This is a genomic window from Paraburkholderia sp. BR14312 (genome assembly GCF_040948675.1).
Lineage (GTDB): Bacteria > Pseudomonadota > Gammaproteobacteria > Burkholderiales > Burkholderiaceae > Paraburkholderia > Paraburkholderia nodosa_A.
In genome coordinates this window covers 601,915-620,830 of record NZ_JBFPKI010000003.1, presented here as the reverse complement: position 1 = coordinate 620,830, position 18,916 = coordinate 601,915, and the positions used below count along the sequence as shown (strand labels likewise).

Annotated in this window: 16 protein-coding genes; 12 read left to right on the top strand and 4 right to left on the bottom strand. The window is 64.3% G+C overall.

The annotated features are described in order from the left end of the window. Positions 1-2,098, top strand: a 2,098-nt coding sequence (locus tag AB3X98_RS12030; RefSeq protein ID WP_368610250.1) for a YadA family autotransporter adhesin, incomplete at its 5' end; no start/stop codon positions are given. A 95-nt stretch (positions 2,099-2,193) separates the two neighbouring features. Here the strand turns inward: AB3X98_RS12030 and AB3X98_RS12025 are convergent. Further along, on the bottom strand, positions 2,194-3,051 hold the full coding sequence (locus AB3X98_RS12025) for a MurR/RpiR family transcriptional regulator (protein ID WP_368605678.1): 858 nt from the start codon (positions 3,049-3,051) through the stop codon (positions 2,194-2,196). Between the two features lie 290 nt (positions 3,052-3,341). On the opposite strand from AB3X98_RS12025, the gene edd reads away from it, so the two are divergent. The 4 genes from edd to AB3X98_RS12005 all read left to right on the top strand — a co-directional run bounded on the left by edd (position 3,342) and on the right by AB3X98_RS12005 (position 8,135). Next, complete coding sequence (edd, locus tag AB3X98_RS12020) at positions 3,342-5,255, top strand: phosphogluconate dehydratase (RefSeq protein ID WP_342947641.1); 1,914 nt, start codon at positions 3,342-3,344, stop codon at positions 5,253-5,255. A gap of 2 nt (positions 5,256-5,257) precedes the next feature. Beyond that, on the top strand, positions 5,258-5,899 hold the full coding sequence (gene eda / locus AB3X98_RS12015; RefSeq protein ID WP_069268430.1) for a bifunctional 4-hydroxy-2-oxoglutarate aldolase/2-dehydro-3-deoxy-phosphogluconate aldolase: 642 nt from the start codon (positions 5,258-5,260) through the stop codon (positions 5,897-5,899). A gap of 296 nt (positions 5,900-6,195) precedes the next feature. Next, entirely contained in the window at positions 6,196-7,557 is a 1,362-nt protein-coding gene (locus AB3X98_RS12010; RefSeq protein ID WP_069268431.1) for a GntP family permease, read from the top strand. 68 nt (positions 7,558-7,625) lie between these two features. After that, positions 7,626-8,135: a gluconokinase gene (locus AB3X98_RS12005; protein ID WP_069268432.1), complete on the top strand. Its 510-nt coding sequence runs from the start codon at positions 7,626-7,628 to the stop codon at positions 8,133-8,135. Positions 8,136-8,231: 96 nt separating this feature from the next. Here AB3X98_RS12005 and purB read toward each other — a convergent pair whose 3' ends face one another. Continuing rightward, positions 8,232-9,620, bottom strand: coding sequence for an adenylosuccinate lyase (gene purB / locus AB3X98_RS12000; RefSeq protein ID WP_342947643.1), 1,389 nt, complete (start codon positions 9,618-9,620; stop codon positions 8,232-8,234). A gap of 254 nt (positions 9,621-9,874) precedes the next feature. Between purB and AB3X98_RS11995 the strand changes: the two genes are divergently transcribed. The 7 genes from AB3X98_RS11995 (at position 9,875) to AB3X98_RS11965 (ending at position 17,588) form a co-directional block, all read left to right on the top strand. Further along, entirely contained in the window at positions 9,875-11,677 is a 1,803-nt protein-coding gene (locus tag AB3X98_RS11995) for a tetratricopeptide repeat protein (RefSeq protein WP_368605677.1), read from the top strand. Positions 11,678-11,776: 99 nt separating this feature from the next. Continuing rightward, positions 11,777-12,733: a LysR family transcriptional regulator gene (locus AB3X98_RS11990; RefSeq protein ID WP_069268435.1), complete on the top strand. Its 957-nt coding sequence runs from the start codon at positions 11,777-11,779 to the stop codon at positions 12,731-12,733. A gap of 199 nt (positions 12,734-12,932) precedes the next feature. Continuing rightward, complete coding sequence (locus AB3X98_RS11985; RefSeq protein WP_324140937.1) at positions 12,933-14,219, top strand: Glu/Leu/Phe/Val dehydrogenase; 1,287 nt, start codon at positions 12,933-12,935, stop codon at positions 14,217-14,219. Positions 14,220-14,465: 246 nt separating this feature from the next. Then, positions 14,466-15,359, top strand: coding sequence for a glutamate/aspartate ABC transporter substrate-binding protein (locus AB3X98_RS11980; RefSeq protein WP_069268436.1), 894 nt, complete (start codon positions 14,466-14,468; stop codon positions 15,357-15,359). 89 nt (positions 15,360-15,448) lie between these two features. Continuing rightward, positions 15,449-16,189 carry an amino acid ABC transporter permease gene (locus AB3X98_RS11975; RefSeq protein ID WP_069268437.1) on the top strand — a complete coding sequence of 247 codons (741 nt, stop codon included), beginning with the start codon at positions 15,449-15,451 and terminating at the stop codon, positions 16,187-16,189. Beyond that, entirely contained in the window at positions 16,189-16,866 is a 678-nt protein-coding gene (gene gltK / locus AB3X98_RS11970) for a glutamate/aspartate ABC transporter permease GltK (RefSeq protein ID WP_069268438.1), read from the top strand. Before AB3X98_RS11975 ends, gltK begins: the two co-directional genes overlap by 1 nt. Then, the gene (locus AB3X98_RS11965; RefSeq protein WP_028209421.1) at positions 16,863-17,588 is read left to right on the top strand and encodes an amino acid ABC transporter ATP-binding protein; all 726 of its coding nucleotides are present in this window, start codon (positions 16,863-16,865) and stop codon (positions 17,586-17,588) included. The genes gltK and AB3X98_RS11965 overlap by 4 nt, the downstream gene beginning before the upstream one ends. Before the next feature lie 70 nt (positions 17,589-17,658). On the opposite strand, the gene AB3X98_RS11960 is transcribed toward AB3X98_RS11965, so the two are convergent. Both AB3X98_RS11960 and AB3X98_RS11955 read right to left on the bottom strand, forming a co-directional pair. After that, positions 17,659-18,567 carry a class II glutamine amidotransferase gene (locus AB3X98_RS11960; protein ID WP_069268439.1) on the bottom strand — a complete coding sequence of 303 codons (909 nt, stop codon included), beginning with the start codon at positions 18,565-18,567 and terminating at the stop codon, positions 17,659-17,661. Positions 18,568-18,644: 77 nt separating this feature from the next. After that, on the bottom strand, positions 18,645-18,872 hold the full coding sequence (locus AB3X98_RS11955) for a hypothetical protein (protein ID WP_342947646.1): 228 nt from the start codon (positions 18,870-18,872) through the stop codon (positions 18,645-18,647). Positions 18,873-18,916 lie beyond the last annotated feature (44 nt).

Here is an 18,916-nt window from a genome sequence, read left to right as displayed (position 1 = left end):
TGGCTCGATCTCGAACCCGACGTATAACGTGGGCGGAAACACCTACAACAACGTAGGTGGTGCGATCACGAACCTCGATGGCCGCGTGACACAGAACACGACCGACATCACGAACCTGCAAGGCGACATCACGAACATCAACGGCCAGCTCGCTGATGCAGTGAAGTACGACACGTCGACGCACGACTCGGTCACGCTGGGCGGCGCGGACGCGACCACGCCGGTGGCCTTGCACAACGTGGCAGCGGGCGCAGTCTCGGCGACGAGCTTCGACGCGGTGAACGGCTCCCAGTTGTACAACCTGGGCAGCTCGACGGCGGATTCGTTCGGCGGCGGCTCGACAGTGAACAGCGATGGCTCGATCTCGAACCCGACGTATAACGTGGGTGGAGACACCTACAACAGCGTAGGTGGTGCGATTACGAACCTCGATGGCCGCGTGACACAGAACACGACCGACATCACGAACCTGCAAGGCGACGTCACGAACATCAATGGCCAGCTGGCCGATGCAGTGATGTACGACACGTCGAAGCACAGCGCGGTCACGCTGGGCGGCACGGATGCGACCACGCCGGTGGCGCTGCACAACGTGGCAGCGGGTCAAGTCTCGGCGACGAGCTTCGACGCGGTGAACGGTGCGCAGCTATACGAGACGGTGACGTACGACACGTCGACGCACGACTCGGTGACGCTGGGCGGCGCGGTCCATGCTCCCGTCGTGCTGACGAACGTGGCGAATGCTGCGCTGAACGCCACGAGCCTCGAGGCGGTGAACGGCTCGCAGCTCTACGCACTGGGCGCGAAGACCGATGCGGCGGGCAACATCACCAACGCGTTCGTCGCGTATGACGACACGTCGCTAAATACGGTCACGTTCGGCGGCTCGGGTCATGCGCCGGTCGTTTTGCACAACGTGGCGAACGGCGTGGATGCGAACGATGCGGTGAACGTTGCCCAGCTCGAAGCGATGGGAGCGAAGATCGATCCGTCGGGCAACATCTCGAACGCGTTTGTCGCCTACGACGACACATCGCTGAACTCGGTTACGCTTGGCGGGTCGCTGGATCACAAGCCGGTTGCGCTGCACAACGTAGCGAACGGTGTCGTTGCGGCAAGCAGTACGGACGCCGTGAACGGCGGCCAGCTCTACGGTGTTGCATCGAGCACGGCCAGCGCGCTGGGCGGTGGTTCGACGGTCAACCCCGATGGCTCGATCTCGGCACCGACGTACGTCGTGGGGGGCAACACTTACAACGACGTGGGTGGCGCGATCTCCAACATCGATGGCCGCGTAACGAACATCGAGCAGACGGTGACCAACATCTCTGGCCAGGTGGCGAACGCGGTCCAGTACGACTCGTCGGCACACGACAAGGTCACGCTGGGCGGCACGGATTCGACGACGCCGGTCAAGCTGACCAACCTGCAGGACGCTGAACTCTCGGCGTCGAGCACGGACGCCGTCACGGGCTCGCAGTTGTACGCCACGAACGTCGTGGTCTCGAACCTGAATCAGCAGATTCAGAACATCAGCGTCAACGGTACTGAGTATCTGTCGACCAATACGACGAGCGGCGCGGCTTCGGCCACGGGCGCCAGCTCGATCGCGGCAGGCGGCGGTGCGATTGCCTCGGGTCCGAACGCGACGGCGATTGGCGACTCGGCGAAGGCCACGGGCAACAACTCGGTAGCGCTCGGTGCAAATTCGATCGCGGACGAGGACAACACCGTGTCCGTGGGCTCCCAAGGCAACGAGCGTCGGATCGCCCATGTCGCGAATGGCGTCAACGCTACCGATGCGGTGAACATGGGGCAGCTGCAGAGCGGCTTGAATGGGCTCCAGAGCAACGTCAACTCGGTGGCGCGCAACGCCTACGGCGGTATCGCGGCGGCAACCGCGCTGACAATGATCCCGGAAGTCGATCAGGGCAAGACCGTCGCGGTCGGTATCGGCACAGCCAACTTCCAGGGCTATCAAGCAGTGGCGCTCGGCGCATCGGCGCGCATCACACAGAACCTCAAGGTGAAAGTGGGCGGCGGTTATGCATCGGCAGGCGGTGCCACGGTCGGCGGCGGTATGTCGTACCAGTGGTAAGCGTCTGAGGCTCAATCGGTTGCGGTCTGGGCCGAAATGCAGAGCGGACTCCCTCGGGAGTCCGCTTGTTTTGTTGGGCACCTTCTGGTCCGCCGTTAGCCAATCGGGTCCAGCCTTCTTCGCGCGATGATTTCCTTCGCATCTGCGAGTTTCTCAGCCAGCTCCGGACCGCGCTGCAGCGCCACCCCCACCGCGAGTATGTCGCCGATCGCGAGATGCGACGTCCGCGACGTCATCGGCGAGAAGACGTCGGTGTCTTCGTCGACGTTCGCGTGCAGGCCGACGCTCGCCAGACGCGCGAGCGGCGACGTGCCGTGAGTGATCGCAATCACCTTGGCGCCGCGATCGAGCGCCGTGCGCGCGGCATCCACGATGTCGCGCGTGCGCCCCGTGTTCGAGATCGCCACCACGACATCGCCGGGGCCGAGCAGCGCCGCCGACATCAGAAACGTTTGTGGGTCCGAATACGCGACGCTAGGCATGCCGAGGCGAAAGAACTTGTGCTGCATGTCCTGTGCAGCGATGCCCGAGCCACCCGCACCATAGAACTCGATACGCGCCGCGTGCGCGAGCAGGCCAATCGCCGCGGCGAGCGAGTCCGTCGAGAGATTGTTGCGCACCTGCAGAAGCGCGCCAATGGTGCGGTCGAGCACCTTGGCCGCGACGCCCGGTACCGGCTCGTCCGGGCTCACATCGCGGTAGACGGCCGGATGTTCAGAGGGCAGATCCGCGGCAACGGCCTGCGCGAGGCGAATCTTGAACTCCCGGAATCCGGAAAATCCCAACGCATGGCAAAACCGCGCGATGGTCGGCTGGCTCACGCCTGCGCGCTCGGCAACCTCGGTCATCGACAGATCGAGCACCTCGCGAGGCGCCTGAATCACGTAATCGGCGAGCTTGCGCTCCGAAGGGCGCAACTGCTCGCGCATGGCTTTCATCTGGGACAGCAGCATCAGGAAACTCGCACTATGCTGAAAGATCCGTGGACTATAACGGATCGGACGGTATGTACAAAAACTACAGGAACGACGTTTGCTCCTTTTCAGTTCCTGCGCGCATCAACGTGCAAGGCCTGTAAATAATGAGGCTAGGCGGTCGTTTACCGTCGCGCTCCCAGGGTCTTACCGGGATTGTCGTCGTGTAGTTTTTCTACTAAGATCGCGCCATCGCTGTCTGGTGCGCCCAAGGGCGCACCAGATCTGGCCCCGAGCGTCCCCGCCGTGACAAGAAGGAAGGAGATTCGATGGTTTCCCTGCATTCTCAATTGATGAAGGTCACGCAGCGCGTGATCGAGCGCAGCAAGCCCACGCGCGAGGCCTATCTGGCGCGCATCGCGGCGGCTCAGGACCGGTTCCCGGCGCGCGGCGCGCTCTCATGCGCGAATCTTGCCCACGGTTTCGCCGGCCTCGAGGGGCGCGACAAGATCTCGATCAAGTCGATTCGCGAGCCCAATATCGGCATCGTCTCGGCATACAACGAGATGCTCTCGGCTCACGCGCCTTACAAGGATTTCCCCGACATCATCAAGAAGGCGGCCCGCGAAGGCGGCGGCGTCGCGCAGTTCGCGGGCGGCGTGCCGGCGATGTGCGATGGCGTCACGCAAGGCAACGCCGGCATGGAGCTGTCGCTCTTTTCCCGTGAAGTGATCGCGATGAGCACGGCCGTCGCGCTCACGCACAACATGTTCGATGCGGCGCTGTGCCTCGGCGTGTGCGACAAGATCGTCCCGGGCCTCCTGATCGGCGCGCTGCAATTCGGCCACCTGCCGACCATTTTCGTGCCCGCCGGCCCGATGACGAGCGGCATCACGAACGACGACAAGGCCAAGGTGCGCCAGCAGTTCGCCACGGGCCAGTGCGACCGCGCGGCGCTGCTCGAATCGGAGGCCGCCGCGTATCACGGCCACGGCACCTGCACGTTCTACGGCACGGCCAACAGCAACCAGATGCTCATGGAGATCATGGGCCTGCATCTGCCGGGTTCGGCCTTCATCCATCCGCATACGCCGTTGCGCGACGAACTCACCGCTGCGGCGGCGCGCCGCGTGCTCGAGCTCACCGTCGAGCGCGGCCACTACACGCCGATCGGCCACGTGGTCGACGAGAAGGCCGTGATCAACGGTATCGTCGCGCTGATGGCGACGGGCGGCTCGACCAACCACACGCTGCACCTCGTGGCGATGGCACGGGCGGCGGGCATCATCATCGACTGGAACGACTTCGACGTGCTGTCGGACGCCGTGCCGCTGCTCGCGCGCGTCTATCCGAACGGCAAGGCCGACGTGAATCATTTCCATGCGGCGGGCGGCATCGCCTTCCTCGTGCGCGAACTGCTCGACGGCGGGTTGCTGCACGAAGACGTGAATACCGTCGCGGGTCGTGGGCTGCGTCACTACACCGAGGAGCCGAAGCTCATCGACGGCAAGCTCACCTGGGTGCCGGCGGTCGAGAAGAGCGCCGACGAGAGCGTGCTGCGTCCGCTGCCGACGCCGTTCCAGCCGGACGGCGGGCTGCGCCTGATGCAGGGGCGTCTGGGCCGCGGCGTCATCAAGGTTTCCGCGGTCGCGCCGGAGCGCCGCAAGGTGCGTGCGCCCGCCATCGTGTTCGATTCGCAGGAAGCCGTGCAGGAAGCGTTCGACCGCGGTGAACTCGAGCGCGATTTCGTGGCCGTCGTGCGCTTCCAGGGCGCGCGCGCGAATGGCATGCCGGAGCTGCACCGCCTCACGCCGTTGCTCGGCGTGCTGCAGGACAAGGGCTTTCACGTGGCGCTCGTGACTGACGGACGCATGTCGGGCGCGTCGGGCAAGGTGCCCGCAGTCATCCACGTTTCGCCGGAAACGCTGCTGCACGGCCCGATCGGCAAGGTGCGCGACGGCGATACGATCGTGATCGACGCGGTGGAAGGCGTGCTCGACATCGAAGTCGATGCTGCCGAGTGGGACGCCCGTCCGGTCGCGCAGCCCGCGCATCAGGAACTCAATGAAGTGGGCTTTGGCCGCGAGCTGTTCGGCGTGTTCCGCGCCACCGCCGCGCCGGCGGAGCTGGGCGCCACGGTGTTCGGTCCGCTCGTGGGCGAGCAGGCCGCGCCCGCACCGGCTGTTGCAACTGCGCATGCGCCGGCCCACGCCGCGAACTCAATTCATCATCAAGGAGCCTGAACATGGCAAATCGCACAGTCGCCGACATCGTTCGCCTCGGTCCCGTCATCCCGGTGCTCGCGTTCGATACGCCGGAGCAGGGCGAGCACGTTTCCCGCGCGCTCCATGCGGGCGGCGTGAAGGTGCTCGAAATCACGCTGCGCACGAAGGCCGGCCTCGAAGCGATCGAGCGCGCCGCGAAGATCGCGCCGGACATCGTCGTGGGCGTGGGTACGATCACGAAGCCTGAGCACTGCGCGCTCGCGAAGCAGGCCGGCGCACAGTTCGGCGTTTCGCCGGGCCTCACGCGCGAGATCCATCAGGCTTCGCTCGACGCGGGCCTGCCGCTGCTGCCGGGCGTGATGACGCCGACCGACATCATCGTCGCGATGGAACTGGGCTACGAGATCGTCAAGTTCTTCCCGGCGGTTCCGGCCGGTGGCCTGAACATGCTGCAGGCCTTCCACGGCCCGTTCCCGACGCTGAAGTTCTGCCCGACGGGCGGTATCAGCGCCGAATCCGCGCCGACCTTCCTCGCGTTGCCCAACGTGGTCTGCGTGGGCGGTTCGTGGCTCACGCCGAAGGCAGCCATCGCCGCGCAGAACTGGGACGAAGTCACGCGCCTTGCGCACGCCGCGAGCGAGCTGTCGCGCCCGGTGCGCTAAAAGAACGCGTCTCATTGATGCGCTGACGCGCGCCGCATGCTGCGGCGCAACGAAGACCGGAATGCCGCGCCCCTTCGGTACGAGGGGCGTGCAACGAGCCGCGCGAACGGCGCCTTTCAGGCGCGCGCTTTGCGCGGCTCGCGTGTCTTTCAAGCACGCTGCACCAAAAGTCGTTATAAGCTCTACAATCCCCGGCCCGGCGACGGCCGGTTTTTGTCCCGCGCGCGCCGCTGCTGCGCTGATCCGTCGCCGCACAGGGCAAAAGGACTTCGAACAACTACCTGGAGAGGAGCCTCATGGGAGTGGCCCACGGCAGCATGCTGCTGATTTACGCGCTCGTCGCGATCGCCGCGCTGATCCTGCTGATCACGCGCTTCAAGGTTTATCCGTTTCTCGTCCTGATCATCGTTTCGCTGCTGCTCGGCCTCGCCGTCGGCATGCCGATGGATCAGATCGTCAAGTCGTTCGAAACCGGCAACGGCAACACGCTCGGCCACATCGCCATCGTGGTGGGCCTTGGCACGATGCTCGGCAAGATGATGGCGGAGTCGGGCGGCGCCGAGCGCGTTGCCACGACGCTCATTCGCTGGTTCGGCGAGAAGAACATTCACTGGGCCATGATGGTCGTTGCGATCATCGTCGGCCTGCCGGTGTTCTTCGAAGTCGGCTTCGTGCTGCTCATTCCGATTGCGTTCAACGTCGCCAAGCGCACGGGCAAGTCGCTGCTGCTGATCGGCCTGCCGATGGTGGCGGGCCTTTCGGTCGTGCACGGGCTGATTCCGCCGCACCCGGCCGCACTTCTCGCCGTGCAGGCGTATCACGCCGACATCGGCAAGACCATCGCTTACGGCCTGATGGTGGGCGTGCCCACGGCGATCATCGCCGGGCCGCTTTTCGCGCTCTTCATTCACCGCTACATCAAGCTGCCCGAGAGCAATCCGCTTTCCGAGCAGTTCGTGAGCAAGGCCGACCCCAAGCCCGATAGCGAACTGCCGGGCTTCGGCGTCACGCTCTTCACGATCCTGCTGCCCGTGATCCTCATGCTGATCGGCAGCTGGGCCGATCTCGTGTTCGAGCCGAAAACGTTGCCCAACAACTTGTTGCACTTTATCGGCACCTCGGACGTCGCGCTGCTGATCGCCGTGCTGGTAAGCTTCTGGACCTTCGGCGCGCAACGCGGCTTCACGCGCGAGCAGATCCAGAAGTTCTGCGGCGACTGTCTCGCGCCGATCGCGGGCATCACGCTGATCGTGGGCGCGGGCGGCGGCTTTGGCCGCGTGCTGATGGACAGCGGCGTGTCGAAGCAGATCGTCGAGCTGGCGCAGAACGAACATCTGTCGCCGCTGCTGCTCGGCTGGCTCGTCGCCGCGCTGATCCGTCTCGCCACGGGCTCGGCCACGGTCGCCATGACCACGGCCTGCGGCATCGTCGCGCCGATCGCGTCGGCCAGCGCCATGACCGTGAAGCCGGAGCTGCTCGTGCTCGCCACGGGCTCGGGCTCGCTGATCTTCTCGCACGTCAACGACGGCGGATTCTGGCTGATCAAGGAGTATTTCGGCATGAGCGTCGTGCAGACGTTCAAGACATGGTCACTACTGGAGACCATTATTTCGCTGCTGGGCCTCGGGCTTACCTTCGCCCTCGCAGCGGTGGTGTAACGCGCAACTATGTTGCATGGGACCGGAGTCAGCGCTAAAGCGCTCACTCCGTTCGACAGGAGCAGTAAATGATTTTGATAGCGATGGGCGTGTCGGGCGCAGGCAAGACACGCATCGGCGAATTGCTCGCCGAGCGCCTCAAGTGCACCTTCACCGACGGCGACGCCTTCCACAGCGAAGCCAACAAGAAGAAGATGCACGACGGCATTCCCCTCACCGACGACGACCGCTGGCCGTGGCTGCGTACGATTCGTGCGGCGATCGAGGAGAAGCAGCGCGCCCACGAAACGGCCGTGTTCACCTGCTCGTCGCTCAAGCGCTCGTATCGCGACGTCTTGCGCGGCAACGACCATGACGTGTGCTTCGTCTACCTGAAGGGCTCGTTCGAAGTGCTGCACGAGCGCCTCGCTTCGCGTACCGGACACTTCTTCGACCCGTCGCTGCTGCAAAGCCAGCTCGACACGCTCGAAGAGCCGGGCGCGGACGAGGCGATCGAGGTCAGCATCGAGCTCACGCCCGAGCAGATCGTCGACGAGGTGATGAAGCAGATGCAAACGCGCGGCAATCAGGCATCCTGATCTCGCGGCTGTGCACGATCATGCGATCGTGCGGCGGTAAACGAAAAAGCGCTCGATTCGATCGAGCGCTTTTTTTATGGCCTTGCGATGTCGCGATTACGAAATGCGCTTCGCCAGTTCCGCCGCCTTGCCGACGTACGACGCAGGCGTCATCTCCAGCAGACGCTTCTTCGCGTCCTCAGGAATCGCCAGACCGTTCACGAACGTCTGCAGCGCTTCGCGCGTAATGCCCTTGCCGCGCGTGAGTTCCTTCAACTGCTCGTACGGGTTCTCGATGCCGTAGCGGCGCATGACCGTCTGCACCGGCTCGGCCAGCACTTCCCACGTGGCGTCGAGGTCGTCGTTCAGGCGCTGCGGGTTCACTTCGAGCTTGTCCAGACCGCGGATCAGCGCGTCGTACGCGAGCAGCGAATAGCCGAATGCGACGCCGATGTTGCGCAGCACCGTCGAGTCGGTGAGGTCGCGCTGCCAGCGGGAGACGGGCAGCTTGTCGGCGAGGTGGCGCAGCGTGGCGTTCGCGAGGCCGAGGTTGCCTTCCGAGTTTTCGAAGTCGATCGGGTTGACCTTGTGCGGCATGGTCGACGAGCCGATTTCGCCGGCCTTCGTCTTCTGCTTGAAGTAGCCGAGCGAGATATAGCCCCAGACGTCGCGGTCGAGGTCGAGCAGGATCGTGTTCGCGCGCGCGACGGCGTCGAACAGTTCCGCCATGTAGTCGTGCGGCTCGATCTGGATCGTGTACGGGTTGAACGTGAGCTTCAGGCGCTGCTCGACGACTTCCTTCGAGAAGGCTTCCCAGTCGAATTCCGGATACGCCGAGAGATGCGCGTTGAAGTTGCCGACCGCGCCATTCATCTTGCCGAGCAGTTCGACCTTCTCGATGCGCTGGATCGCACGCGCGAGACGCGCCGCGACGTTGGCGATTTCCTTGCCGAGCGTCGTGGGACTGGCCGGCTGGCCGTGCGTGCGCGAGAGCATCGGCTGCTCGGCGTGCGTGTGCGCGAGCGCGACGAGACGCTGATGCACCGAGCGCAGCGCCGGCAGGATCACGTGCTCGCGTGCGCCCGCGAGCATCAGGCCGTGCGACGTGTTGTTGATGTCTTCCGAGGTGCAGGCGAAGTGGATGAACTCGCTTGCGCGCTCCAGTTCCGGCTGACCCTTCACCGACTCCTTGAGCCAGTACTCAACGGCCTTCACGTCGTGGTTCGTCACGCGCTCGATGTCCTTGATGCGCGCGGCGTCGTGCGCCGTGAAGTTTTCGGCGAGCTTGAGCAGGAATTGCTCCGAGGCTGCCGAAAAGCGCGGCACTTCTGCGAAACCGGCTTGCGAGAGCGCGATCAGCCAGTGGATTTCCACGGTCACGCGGTTGCGCATGAACGCGGCTTCCGAGAGCCAGTCGCGCAGCGCTTCGGTTTTCGAGGCGTAGCGGCCGTCGAGCGGGGAGAGCGCGTTGAGCGCGAAGAGGGTATCGGGACGAGTGTCGGACATGATGGGGACGTAACGTGGCGCGTTACGCTCAGTTGGCAGTCGGTTGCAGTCGGATTCGAGACCGCGGGAACCCGAGATTTTATCACCTTGCCGACAGTGGCCGAGGCCGACGCTGTCAGCAACGGCAAAGCGCCGGCCTGGGACGCACCCCGAGGCGTTCAGTCGTATCGGCGTGTTAACGAGATGGCACGTTTTGAGACGGATATAGAGTGCGCTCACGTCAAAAGTTTGCGCTTAATCAAATACCTGCCGCCATGACTCCCGATGCTCACATTCTCGCTACCGGCGAGGCCGCTGACCTGGTCGAAGCCGGCCTGGCTTGCCACCGCGCGGGCCGGATCGACGACGCCCACGCTTACTATCAGTCCGCGCTCGCTGCGCACCCCGAAGATCCCGGCGCACTGCACTATCTGGGCGTGATCGCGCTCGGCCGCGGCCAACTGCGGGAAGCCGCCGCGCTGATGGATCGCGCGCTCGCGCAGAAGCCTGACAGCGCCGAATATCTGGCCAACCGTGGCGTGGTCGCGCACCGCCTTGGCGACCATGCAGGCGCCGCCGTCTTGCAGCGCAAGGCGCTGGCGCTCGCCCCCGGTTTCGCGAACGCGCACAACAATCTCGGCAATGCGCTGATGGAACTCGGCGATCTCGCGGGCGCGGCGCAGCATTATCGGCATGCGCGTTCGCTGGAGCCGCAATCCGCCCACTTCGCGTTCAATCTCGGGCGCGCGCTGGAGGCCACCGGCGAAAACGACGCCGCACTCGCGCAGTTGCGCACCGCCGCCGCGCTCGATCCCCGCGATCCGAAGACGTTAATCCACATGGGCCGGCTGCTACGCTCAATGGAGAAGCACGCTGACGCGGCCGCCTGCTTCGAGGTCGTGATCGCGCGCGAGCCCGACAACGCGCTCGCGCTCTTCGAACTCGGCTATGCCTACGACGCGATGCACCGCTACGAAGCGGCAATTCCGCTTTACCGGCGTGCCGCGGAACTCAAGCCCGATGGGGCGGGCATCATCAACAATCTGGCCTTCGCGCTGACCGCGCTGGCGCGCTACGACGAAGCGGAGATCGGCTATCGCCGCGCACTGGCGCTGAACCCCGACTTGCCGGAATCGCGCTTTCAACTCGGCATGCTGATGCTGCGGCGCGAAGACTACGCCGGCGGCTGGCCGCTCTTCGAGAACCGCAAGCTCACCTCGACCGCGAGAGCCAACTACCGCAAGCTGCCGTGCCCGGAATGGCAGGGCGAGCCGCTGCGAGGCAAGCGTTTCCTGATCTGCCGCGAGCAGGGCATGGGCGATCAGATCCAGTTCCTGCGCTATGCGAGCCTGCTGGCGCAGATGGGCGCGCGGGTTCACGCGTGGGTCGCGCCGGAACTGGCATCGCTCGCGGCGACGGTGCCCGGCGTCGCACGCGTGCTCGACGCCGCGCCGAGCGACGGCGCCATCGCCTCGCAATACGACTACTGGTGCGACGTAATGAGCCTGCCGCTGAGGTTTCCCGGCCGGCCGATCTACGCCGACACGCCATACATGCGCGCCGATCCTGTGCGGGCCGCCGCCTGGCGCGCCCGCGTGAACGCACTGGCCGGCGCCGCGCAGCGCCGTATCGGGCTCGTCTGGGCGGGCAACCCGCGCCATCATTTCGACGCTTTCCGTTCCGTGCCGCTCAAGTCGCTTCTGCCACTGGCCGCGCTCACCGGCAACGCCTGGTTCGCGCTCCAGAAAGGCCCTGCGGCCGCGCAACTGGAGGCGATCGCGGGTCGCTGGCCGATGGATGCGCCAGGCGACGATCTGCACGACTTCGCGGCCACGGCGGCGCTCATCGAGACGCTCGATCTCGTCGTCACGGTAGATACGTCGGTCGCGCACCTCGCCGGCGCGCTCGGCAAGCCCGTTTGGGTGCTGCTCGCCGCGCAGCCCGACTGGCGCTGGGGCAAGGATCGCGCCGATTCGGTCTGGTATCCGTCGGCGCGCGTGTTTCGCCAGTCCACGCTCGGCGACTGGCGCGGCGTGGTCGCCGAACTGGAAGCCGCGCTTTCCGGGGCTTCCCGCTAAGGCGCCCGGCCGGCGCGCCGCGCGAAATTCGCCTGTGGGCGCCCAGGCGTGCGCTCGCGGGCCTAGAATGCGGACTTCTCATCCGCTCGCTGGCCCCGCATGGAACTCAAATGGCTCGAAGACTTCGTTTCGCTCGCGGAGACGCATAGTTTCAGTCGCTCGGCCGAACTGCGCCACGTGACGCAGCCGGCTTTCTCGCGCCGCATCCAGGCGCTCGAAGCATGGCTTGGCACCGAGCTGATCGATCGTTCGGTTTATCCAACGCGCCTCACGGCTGCGGGCCAGGTCTTCTACGAGCAGGCGCTCGCGATGCTTTCGCAGTTTCACGAGGCGCGCACCCTGTTGCGCGGCCACACGGCCACGCCCGCGGCGACGATCGAGTTTGCGGTACCGCACACGCTTTCGCTCACGTACTTTCCGCGCTGGCTGCAGCGCATCGAGGCGAAGCTCGGCCGCATCCACACGCGCCTGCGCGCGCTGAACGTGCACGACGCCGTGCTGTCACTCGTGGAAGGCGGCTGCGACCTCGTGATGGGCTATCACCACCCGAGCCACCCCGTCACGCTCGACCCCGCGCGCTACGACACGCTGACGCTCGGCATCGAGTCGATCAGCCCGTACTCGGCGCCGCAGCGCGCGGGGCGTGCGCGTTACACGCTGCCCGGCACGCCCGATGCGCCCGCACCGTATCTCTCCTATACGCCGAACGCGTATCTCGGCCGCATGACCGAGGTGATCGTTGCCAACGCACCGGCGCGGCTCTATCTGGACCGCGTGTACGAAACGGACATGGCGGAAGGCCTCAAGGCGATGACGCTGGCGGGTCACGGCATCGCCTTCTTGCCGCACAGCGCGGTGGAAGACGCCGTGGCCCAGGGCGAACTGATCCGCCTCGACCGCGGCACGCGCGGCGTGCCGGAGGGCCAGTTCACGCTCGACATGGAGATCCGGCTCTATCGCGACAAGCTCGCGACGCAGGGCGACGATGCGCGCCAAGCGCTCGTGCGCGAACTGTGGGAGGCGGTCAGCGAGGAACTTGCGCAGGGCAGGCGCTGACGAAGCGCAAGCTGCACACACAACAGCCACGCAAACAGTCAGGCTATTTCAGTCTGTAAGGCCGCAACACTAGCCGCGCGACACGTTTTTTCGACTTCGGGGACGTTATGCGCGAAAAGCATAACGGGATGATCAAACGGCATTGGATTTCACGTGGGCGTTTTCTGACAATGGCACCACTTGTTCGATCGGAGCGTTCATGTCATCCCAACTGCAGTCGGTTCCTTCCTATCTCCACGCCGACGATCTCGGCCCCTGGGGCAACTATCTTCGTCAGGTCGACCGCGTGGCGCCGTATCTCGGCTCGCTCTCGCGCTGGCTCGAAACGCTCAAGCGTCCGAAGCGTATCCTGATCGTCGACTGCCCCATCGAACTCGATAACGGCACCGTTGCGCACTTCGAAGGCTATCGTGTCCAGCACAACGTTTCGCGTGGTCCCGGCAAGGGCGGCGTGCGTTATCACCAGGACGTTACGCTCTCCGAAGTAATGGCGCTGTCCGCGTGGATGTCGGTGAAGAACGCTGCAGTGAACGTGCCGTACGGCGGCGCGAAGGGCGGTATCCGCGTCGATCCGCGCACGCTGTCGCGTGGCGAGCTCGAGCGCGTGACGCGTCGCTACACCAGCGAAATCGGCATCATCATCGGACCGAACACCGACATTCCTGCGCCGGACGTCAACACGAACGAGCAGATCATGGCGTGGATGATGGACACCTACTCGATGAACCAGGGCCAGACGGCCACGGGCGTCGTGACGGGCAAGCCCATCTCGCTCGGCGGCTCGCTCGGCCGTCGCGAAGCCACGGGCCGCGGCGTGTTCGTGGTCGGCTGCGAGGCTGCGCGCCGCACGGGTCTTTCGATCGACGGCGCACGCATTGCCGTGCAGGGCTTCGGCAACGTGGGCGGCATTGCCGCGCGCCTGTTCCAGGAAGCCGGCTCGAAGATCGTCGCAGTGCAGGACCATACCGGCTCGCTCTACAACTCGAGCGGCATGAGCGCGGAAGCGCTGCTCGAGCACGTTGCCAAGACGGGCGGCGTGGCAGGCTTCTCAGGCGCTGAAGTCATGGCGAACGACGAATTCTGGACCGTCGAAACCGACATCCTCATTCCGGCCGCGCTGGAAAACCAGATCACAGAGAAGAACGCGGGCAAGATCCGCACGAAGATCATCGTGGAAGGTGCGAACGGCCCGACCACGACGGCAGCCGACGACATCCTGCACGACAAGGGCGTGCTCGTGATCCCCGACGTGGTGGCGAACGCAGGCGGCGTGACCGTTTCGTACTTCGAGTGGGTGCAGGACTTCTCGAGCTTCTTCTGGACCGAGCACGAAATTAACGAACGTCTCGAACGCGTGATGCGCGAAGCCTTCACGGCCGTGTGGCAAGTGTCGAGCGAGCAGAAGGTCTCGATGCGTACCGCGGCGTTCATCGTGGCATGTAAGCGCATCCTGATGGCGCGCGAAATGCGCGGTTTGTATCCCTGATCGCACCCGGTCGGCAGGCGTCGCGACGCTGCACGCGGCGCCAGGCAAGGCGCGCAGCGAAGTGACGAATCCGTGACTGCACCGTGACAGGTTTTTGCGCTGCACATCAAGGCGCATAGAAGGCGGACGTCCTCCACAAGGGGGCGTCCGCTTTCGCACATTCAGGCGTTGCGCCAGGGTCACTCTTGATTCTTTCAAAAAAATTACTTTGATAAACTGGCGGCGGTTCTTGTACCGGAGAAAACAATGCAAATGAAAAAGACCGCCGCACTGCTCGCACTCCTTGGTTGCGTCGCCACCAGCGCTTTCGCGCAGGACGCGGGCACGCTCAAGAAGATCAAGGACACGGGCGTCATCTCGCTGGGGCACCGCGAGTCGTCCATTCCTTTTTCGTACTACGACGACAAGCAGAATGTGATCGGCTACTCGCAAGACTACGCGATGAAGATCGTCGAGGCCGTCAAGCAGAAGCTGAACATGCCTAACCTGAAGGTCAAGATGGTGCCCATCACGTCGCAGAACCGTATTCCGCTCGTGCAGAACGGCACGGTGGACATCGAATGCGGCTCGACCACGAACAATGCCGAACGTCAGCAGCAGGCCGCGTTCTCGAACACGATCTTCGTGATCGGCACGCGCCTCATGACGAAGAAGGATTCGGGCGTCAAGGACTTCGCCGACCTCAAGGGCAAGACCGTCGTGACGACGGCGGGCACGACGTCCGAGCGCCTGCTGCGCAAGATGAACCAGGACAAGAGCATGGGCATGAACATCATCAGCGCGAAGGACCACGGCGAGTCGTTCATGACGCTCTCCACGGGCCGCGCAGTGGCGTTCATGATGGACGACGCGCTGCTCGCGGGCGAGCGCGCCAAGTCGAACAATCCGGGCGACTTCGTGATCGTCGGCCAGCCGCAGTCGCGTGAAGCGTACGGCTGCATGATGCGCAAGAACGACCCCGAGTTCAAGAAGGTCGCCGACGACGCCATCGCCAAGGTCCAGACCTCGGGCGAAGGCGAAACGATCTACAAGAAGTGGTTCGAGTCGCCGATCCCGCCGAAGGGTCTCAACCTGAACTTCCCGATGAGCGAGGACATGAAAGCGCTGTTCAAGAACCCGAACGACAAGGCGATCGATTAACACGGCCCCGGCCGTTCGACCCGCATTTAGCGTTTAGCACGGAACGGAAGAAGCGCCGCTTCTTCCGTTCTTTTTCTTGGAGTCTCTTGATGTCCTATCACTGGAACTGGGGCATTCTGCTCAGCCCGGTCTCGACGGGCGAACCCACCACGTACCTCGGCTGGATCCTCTCCGGCCTCTGGGTGACGGTCTCGGTGTCGCTGTGCGCGTGGGTGATCGCGCTCATCGTCGGGTCGTTCTTCGGCGTGCTGCGCACGGTGCCGAACAGGTTTCTCGCGGGCGTCGGCACAGTTTATGTGGCGATCTTCCGCAATATTCCGCTTATCGCGCAGTTCTTCATCTGGTACTTCGTGCTGCCGGAAATCGTGCCGCAATCGATAGGCAATGCGTTCAAGCAATCGCCGCCGGGCGTGCAGTTCTTCTCGGCGTCGGTCGTGTGTCTCGGCCTCTTTACCGCGGCGCGTGTATGCGAACAGGTGCGCTCGGGCATCAACGCGCTGCCGCGCGGCCAGCGCGCAGCCGGCCTCGCCATGGGCTTCACGCAGTGGCAGACGTACCGCTATGTGCTGCTGCCGGTGGCGTACCGCATCATCGTGCCGCCGCTCACCTCGGAGTTCCTCAACATCTTCAAGAACTCGGCGGTCGCCTCGACGATCGGCCTGCTCGATTTATCGGCCCAGGCGCGTCAGCTCGTCGACTACACGGCGCAGACCTATGAGTCGTTCATCGCCGTCACGCTCGCTTATGTGCTCATCAACCTCGTCGTCATGACGCTCATGCGCTGGGTCGAGGCGAAGTCGCGTCTGCCCGGCTACATCGGAGGCAAGTGATGCATCATTTCGACTGGAGCGGCATTCCGGGCGCGCTGCCCACGCTGTGGACGGGCGCGATCATCACGTTCAAGATCACGCTGTGCGCGATCGTGGTCGGCATTCTCTGGGGCACGCTGCTCGCGCTCATGCGGCTTTCCAGCGTGAAGCCGCTCGAATGGTTCGCCAAGGGCTACGTCACGGTCTTCCGCTCGATCCCGCTCGTGATGGTCCTGCTGTGGTTCTTCCTGATCGTGCCGCAGGTGCTGCAAAACGTGCTGGGCCTGTCGCCCGACATCGACATTCGCCTCGCGTCCGCGATGATCGCGTTCTCGCTGTTCGAGGCCGCGTATTATTCGGAGATCATTCGTGCGGGCATTCAGGCGGTGCCGCGCGGGCAGGTGAACGCTGCATTCGCGCTCGGCATGCGCTACGGCCGGGCCATGCAATACGTAGTGCTGCCGCAGGCGTTCCGCGCGATGGTGCCGCTGTTGCTTACGCAGGCCATCGTGCTGTTTCAGGACACCTCGCTCGTGTACGTGATCAGCCTCGCCGACTTCTTCCGCACATCCACCAATATCGGCGACCGTGACGGGACGATGGTCGAGATGGTACTGTTCGCGGGCGCGTGTTATTTCGTGATTTGCGTGATCGCGTCGAGCCTCGTGAAAGGTCTTCAGAAAAAGGTCGCAAGATGATTTCAATTAAGAACGTTTCGAAGTGGTACGGCCAGTTCCAGGTGCTGACCGACTGCACGACGGAAGTGAAGAAGGGCGAGGTGGTGGTGGTGTGCGGGCCCTCGGGCTCGGGCAAGTCCACGCTCATCAAGACCGTCAACGGGCTCGAACCGTTCCAGCAGGGCGAGATTCTCGTGAACGGCGAGTCGGTGGGCGACAAGCGCACCAACCTCTCGAAGCTGCGCTCGAAGGTGGGCATGGTGTTTCAGCACTTCGAGCTGTTCCCGCATCTGTCGATTACCGAGAATCTCACGCTCGCGCAGATCAAGGTGCTCGGCCGCGGCAAGGACGAGGCCACGCAAAAGGGCCTGAAACTGCTCGACCGCGTGGGCCTGCGTGCCCATGCCGACAAGTTCCCGGGTCAGCTCTCGGGCGGCCAGCAGCAGCGCGTGGCGATTGCACGCGCGCTGTCGATGGACCCCATCGCCATGCTGTTCGACGAGCCAACTTCGGCGCTCGACCCCGAGATGATCAACGAGGTGCTCGACGTGATGGTGGAGCTGGCCCAGGAAGGCATGACCATGATGTGCGTGACGCACGAAATGGGCTTTGCGAAGAAGGTCGCGCACCGCGTGATCTTCATGGACAAGGGCGCCATCGTCGAGGACGACCAGAAGGAAGCCTTCTTTGCGAGCCCGAAATCGGATCGTGCGAAGGACTTTCTGGCGAAGATCCTGCACTGAGGCTTCGTACGCTTCGAAAAAAAGCCGCGCTCGAATGATGCGCGGCTTTTTGTTTTGGGCGTGGCCCGGCTTACTCGCCCCAGGTCTGCAGTGCGTCCACCGCTTCCGGGTCGATCTCGCGCGGCTGCCCGGCGCACGGTGCGCTGGCCGACGCGTCGAGCGACGGGTTGGCGAGCTTGTCGAGGACCTTTTGCGGCACCGGCACGCTAGTCCTGGCGATCACGTCGCCGTGCTGGAACATCAGCAGGTCGCCGGGAGCGAAGCGCGTCCAGACCTCGTTGTCGGTGAGCGGCGCGGTGGCGATCACGGCCACGCGGTCCTCGGGCGTCGTGTACTTGGCGAAGTCGATGGAGACATCGGCATCGACGAGATGGGCCGTCGAAAACGGCCAGCGTCGCACGAGATAGTAGAGATGCGTCGAGCAATGCGCGAACAGCGCCTGGCCGTTCGACATCAGGAAGTTGAAGACGCCGAACTGCGTGACCTCGCGCGTGAGCGACTCCAGCGCGGCGAACAGCTCGGCGAGCGGCGGCTGCGCACCGGGGAACGCCTTGCGCAAGCCTTGTAGCAGCAGGCAGAACGCGCGCTCGCTATCGGTCGTGCCAACCGGCTGGTAGACGCCCGACATCACCGGATTGAAGTCCTGAAGGTCGCCGTTGTGCGCGAAGATCCAGTGCCGGCCCCACAGCTCGCGCTGGAACGGATGACTGTTTTCGAGCGCGCAGTTGCCCTGCGTGGCCTTGCGGATGTGGGCGATGGTGTTGCGCGACTTGATGGGATAGTGCTTGACCATCTCGGCGATCGGCGAACGTGCCGAGGCCTCGTTGTCGATGAAGAGGCGGCAGGCCTTGTCCTCGAAGAACGCGATACCCCAGCCGTCGGCGTGGTGATCGGTGGCGCCGCCGCGCGCCGCGAATCCTGTGAAGGAGAACGTGACGTCCGTCGGCGCGGCGCAATTCATTCCGAGAAGTTGGCACATGGTGCTGATGGTGCGTAATGCGACTGGGACGGCTGAGGCGGCGGCTGCAGTGGTAGGCGGGACCCGCCGTCGACCCGTTACAATGATGATTTTCCAAGCATATCACCGGCCTGCGGGTCGCCAATACGAAATTTGTCGGATGCATTGCAGGCCTGCATAGAAGGGCGCGTGCCGGGGGCGATGCAGCGCGGATTGTCGTGTGTACGCGACGGTGCGGGCAATGCAGAGGTTGGATCGGCATCGATCGTCGCCGCGTTTTTCCCCGTGATATGCCCGGAATTTCCGGCAGCCTGAGCGTGTTTCAAGCGAACTTGCCGCCGTTCATTCATACCGCTGTTGGTTCACTACC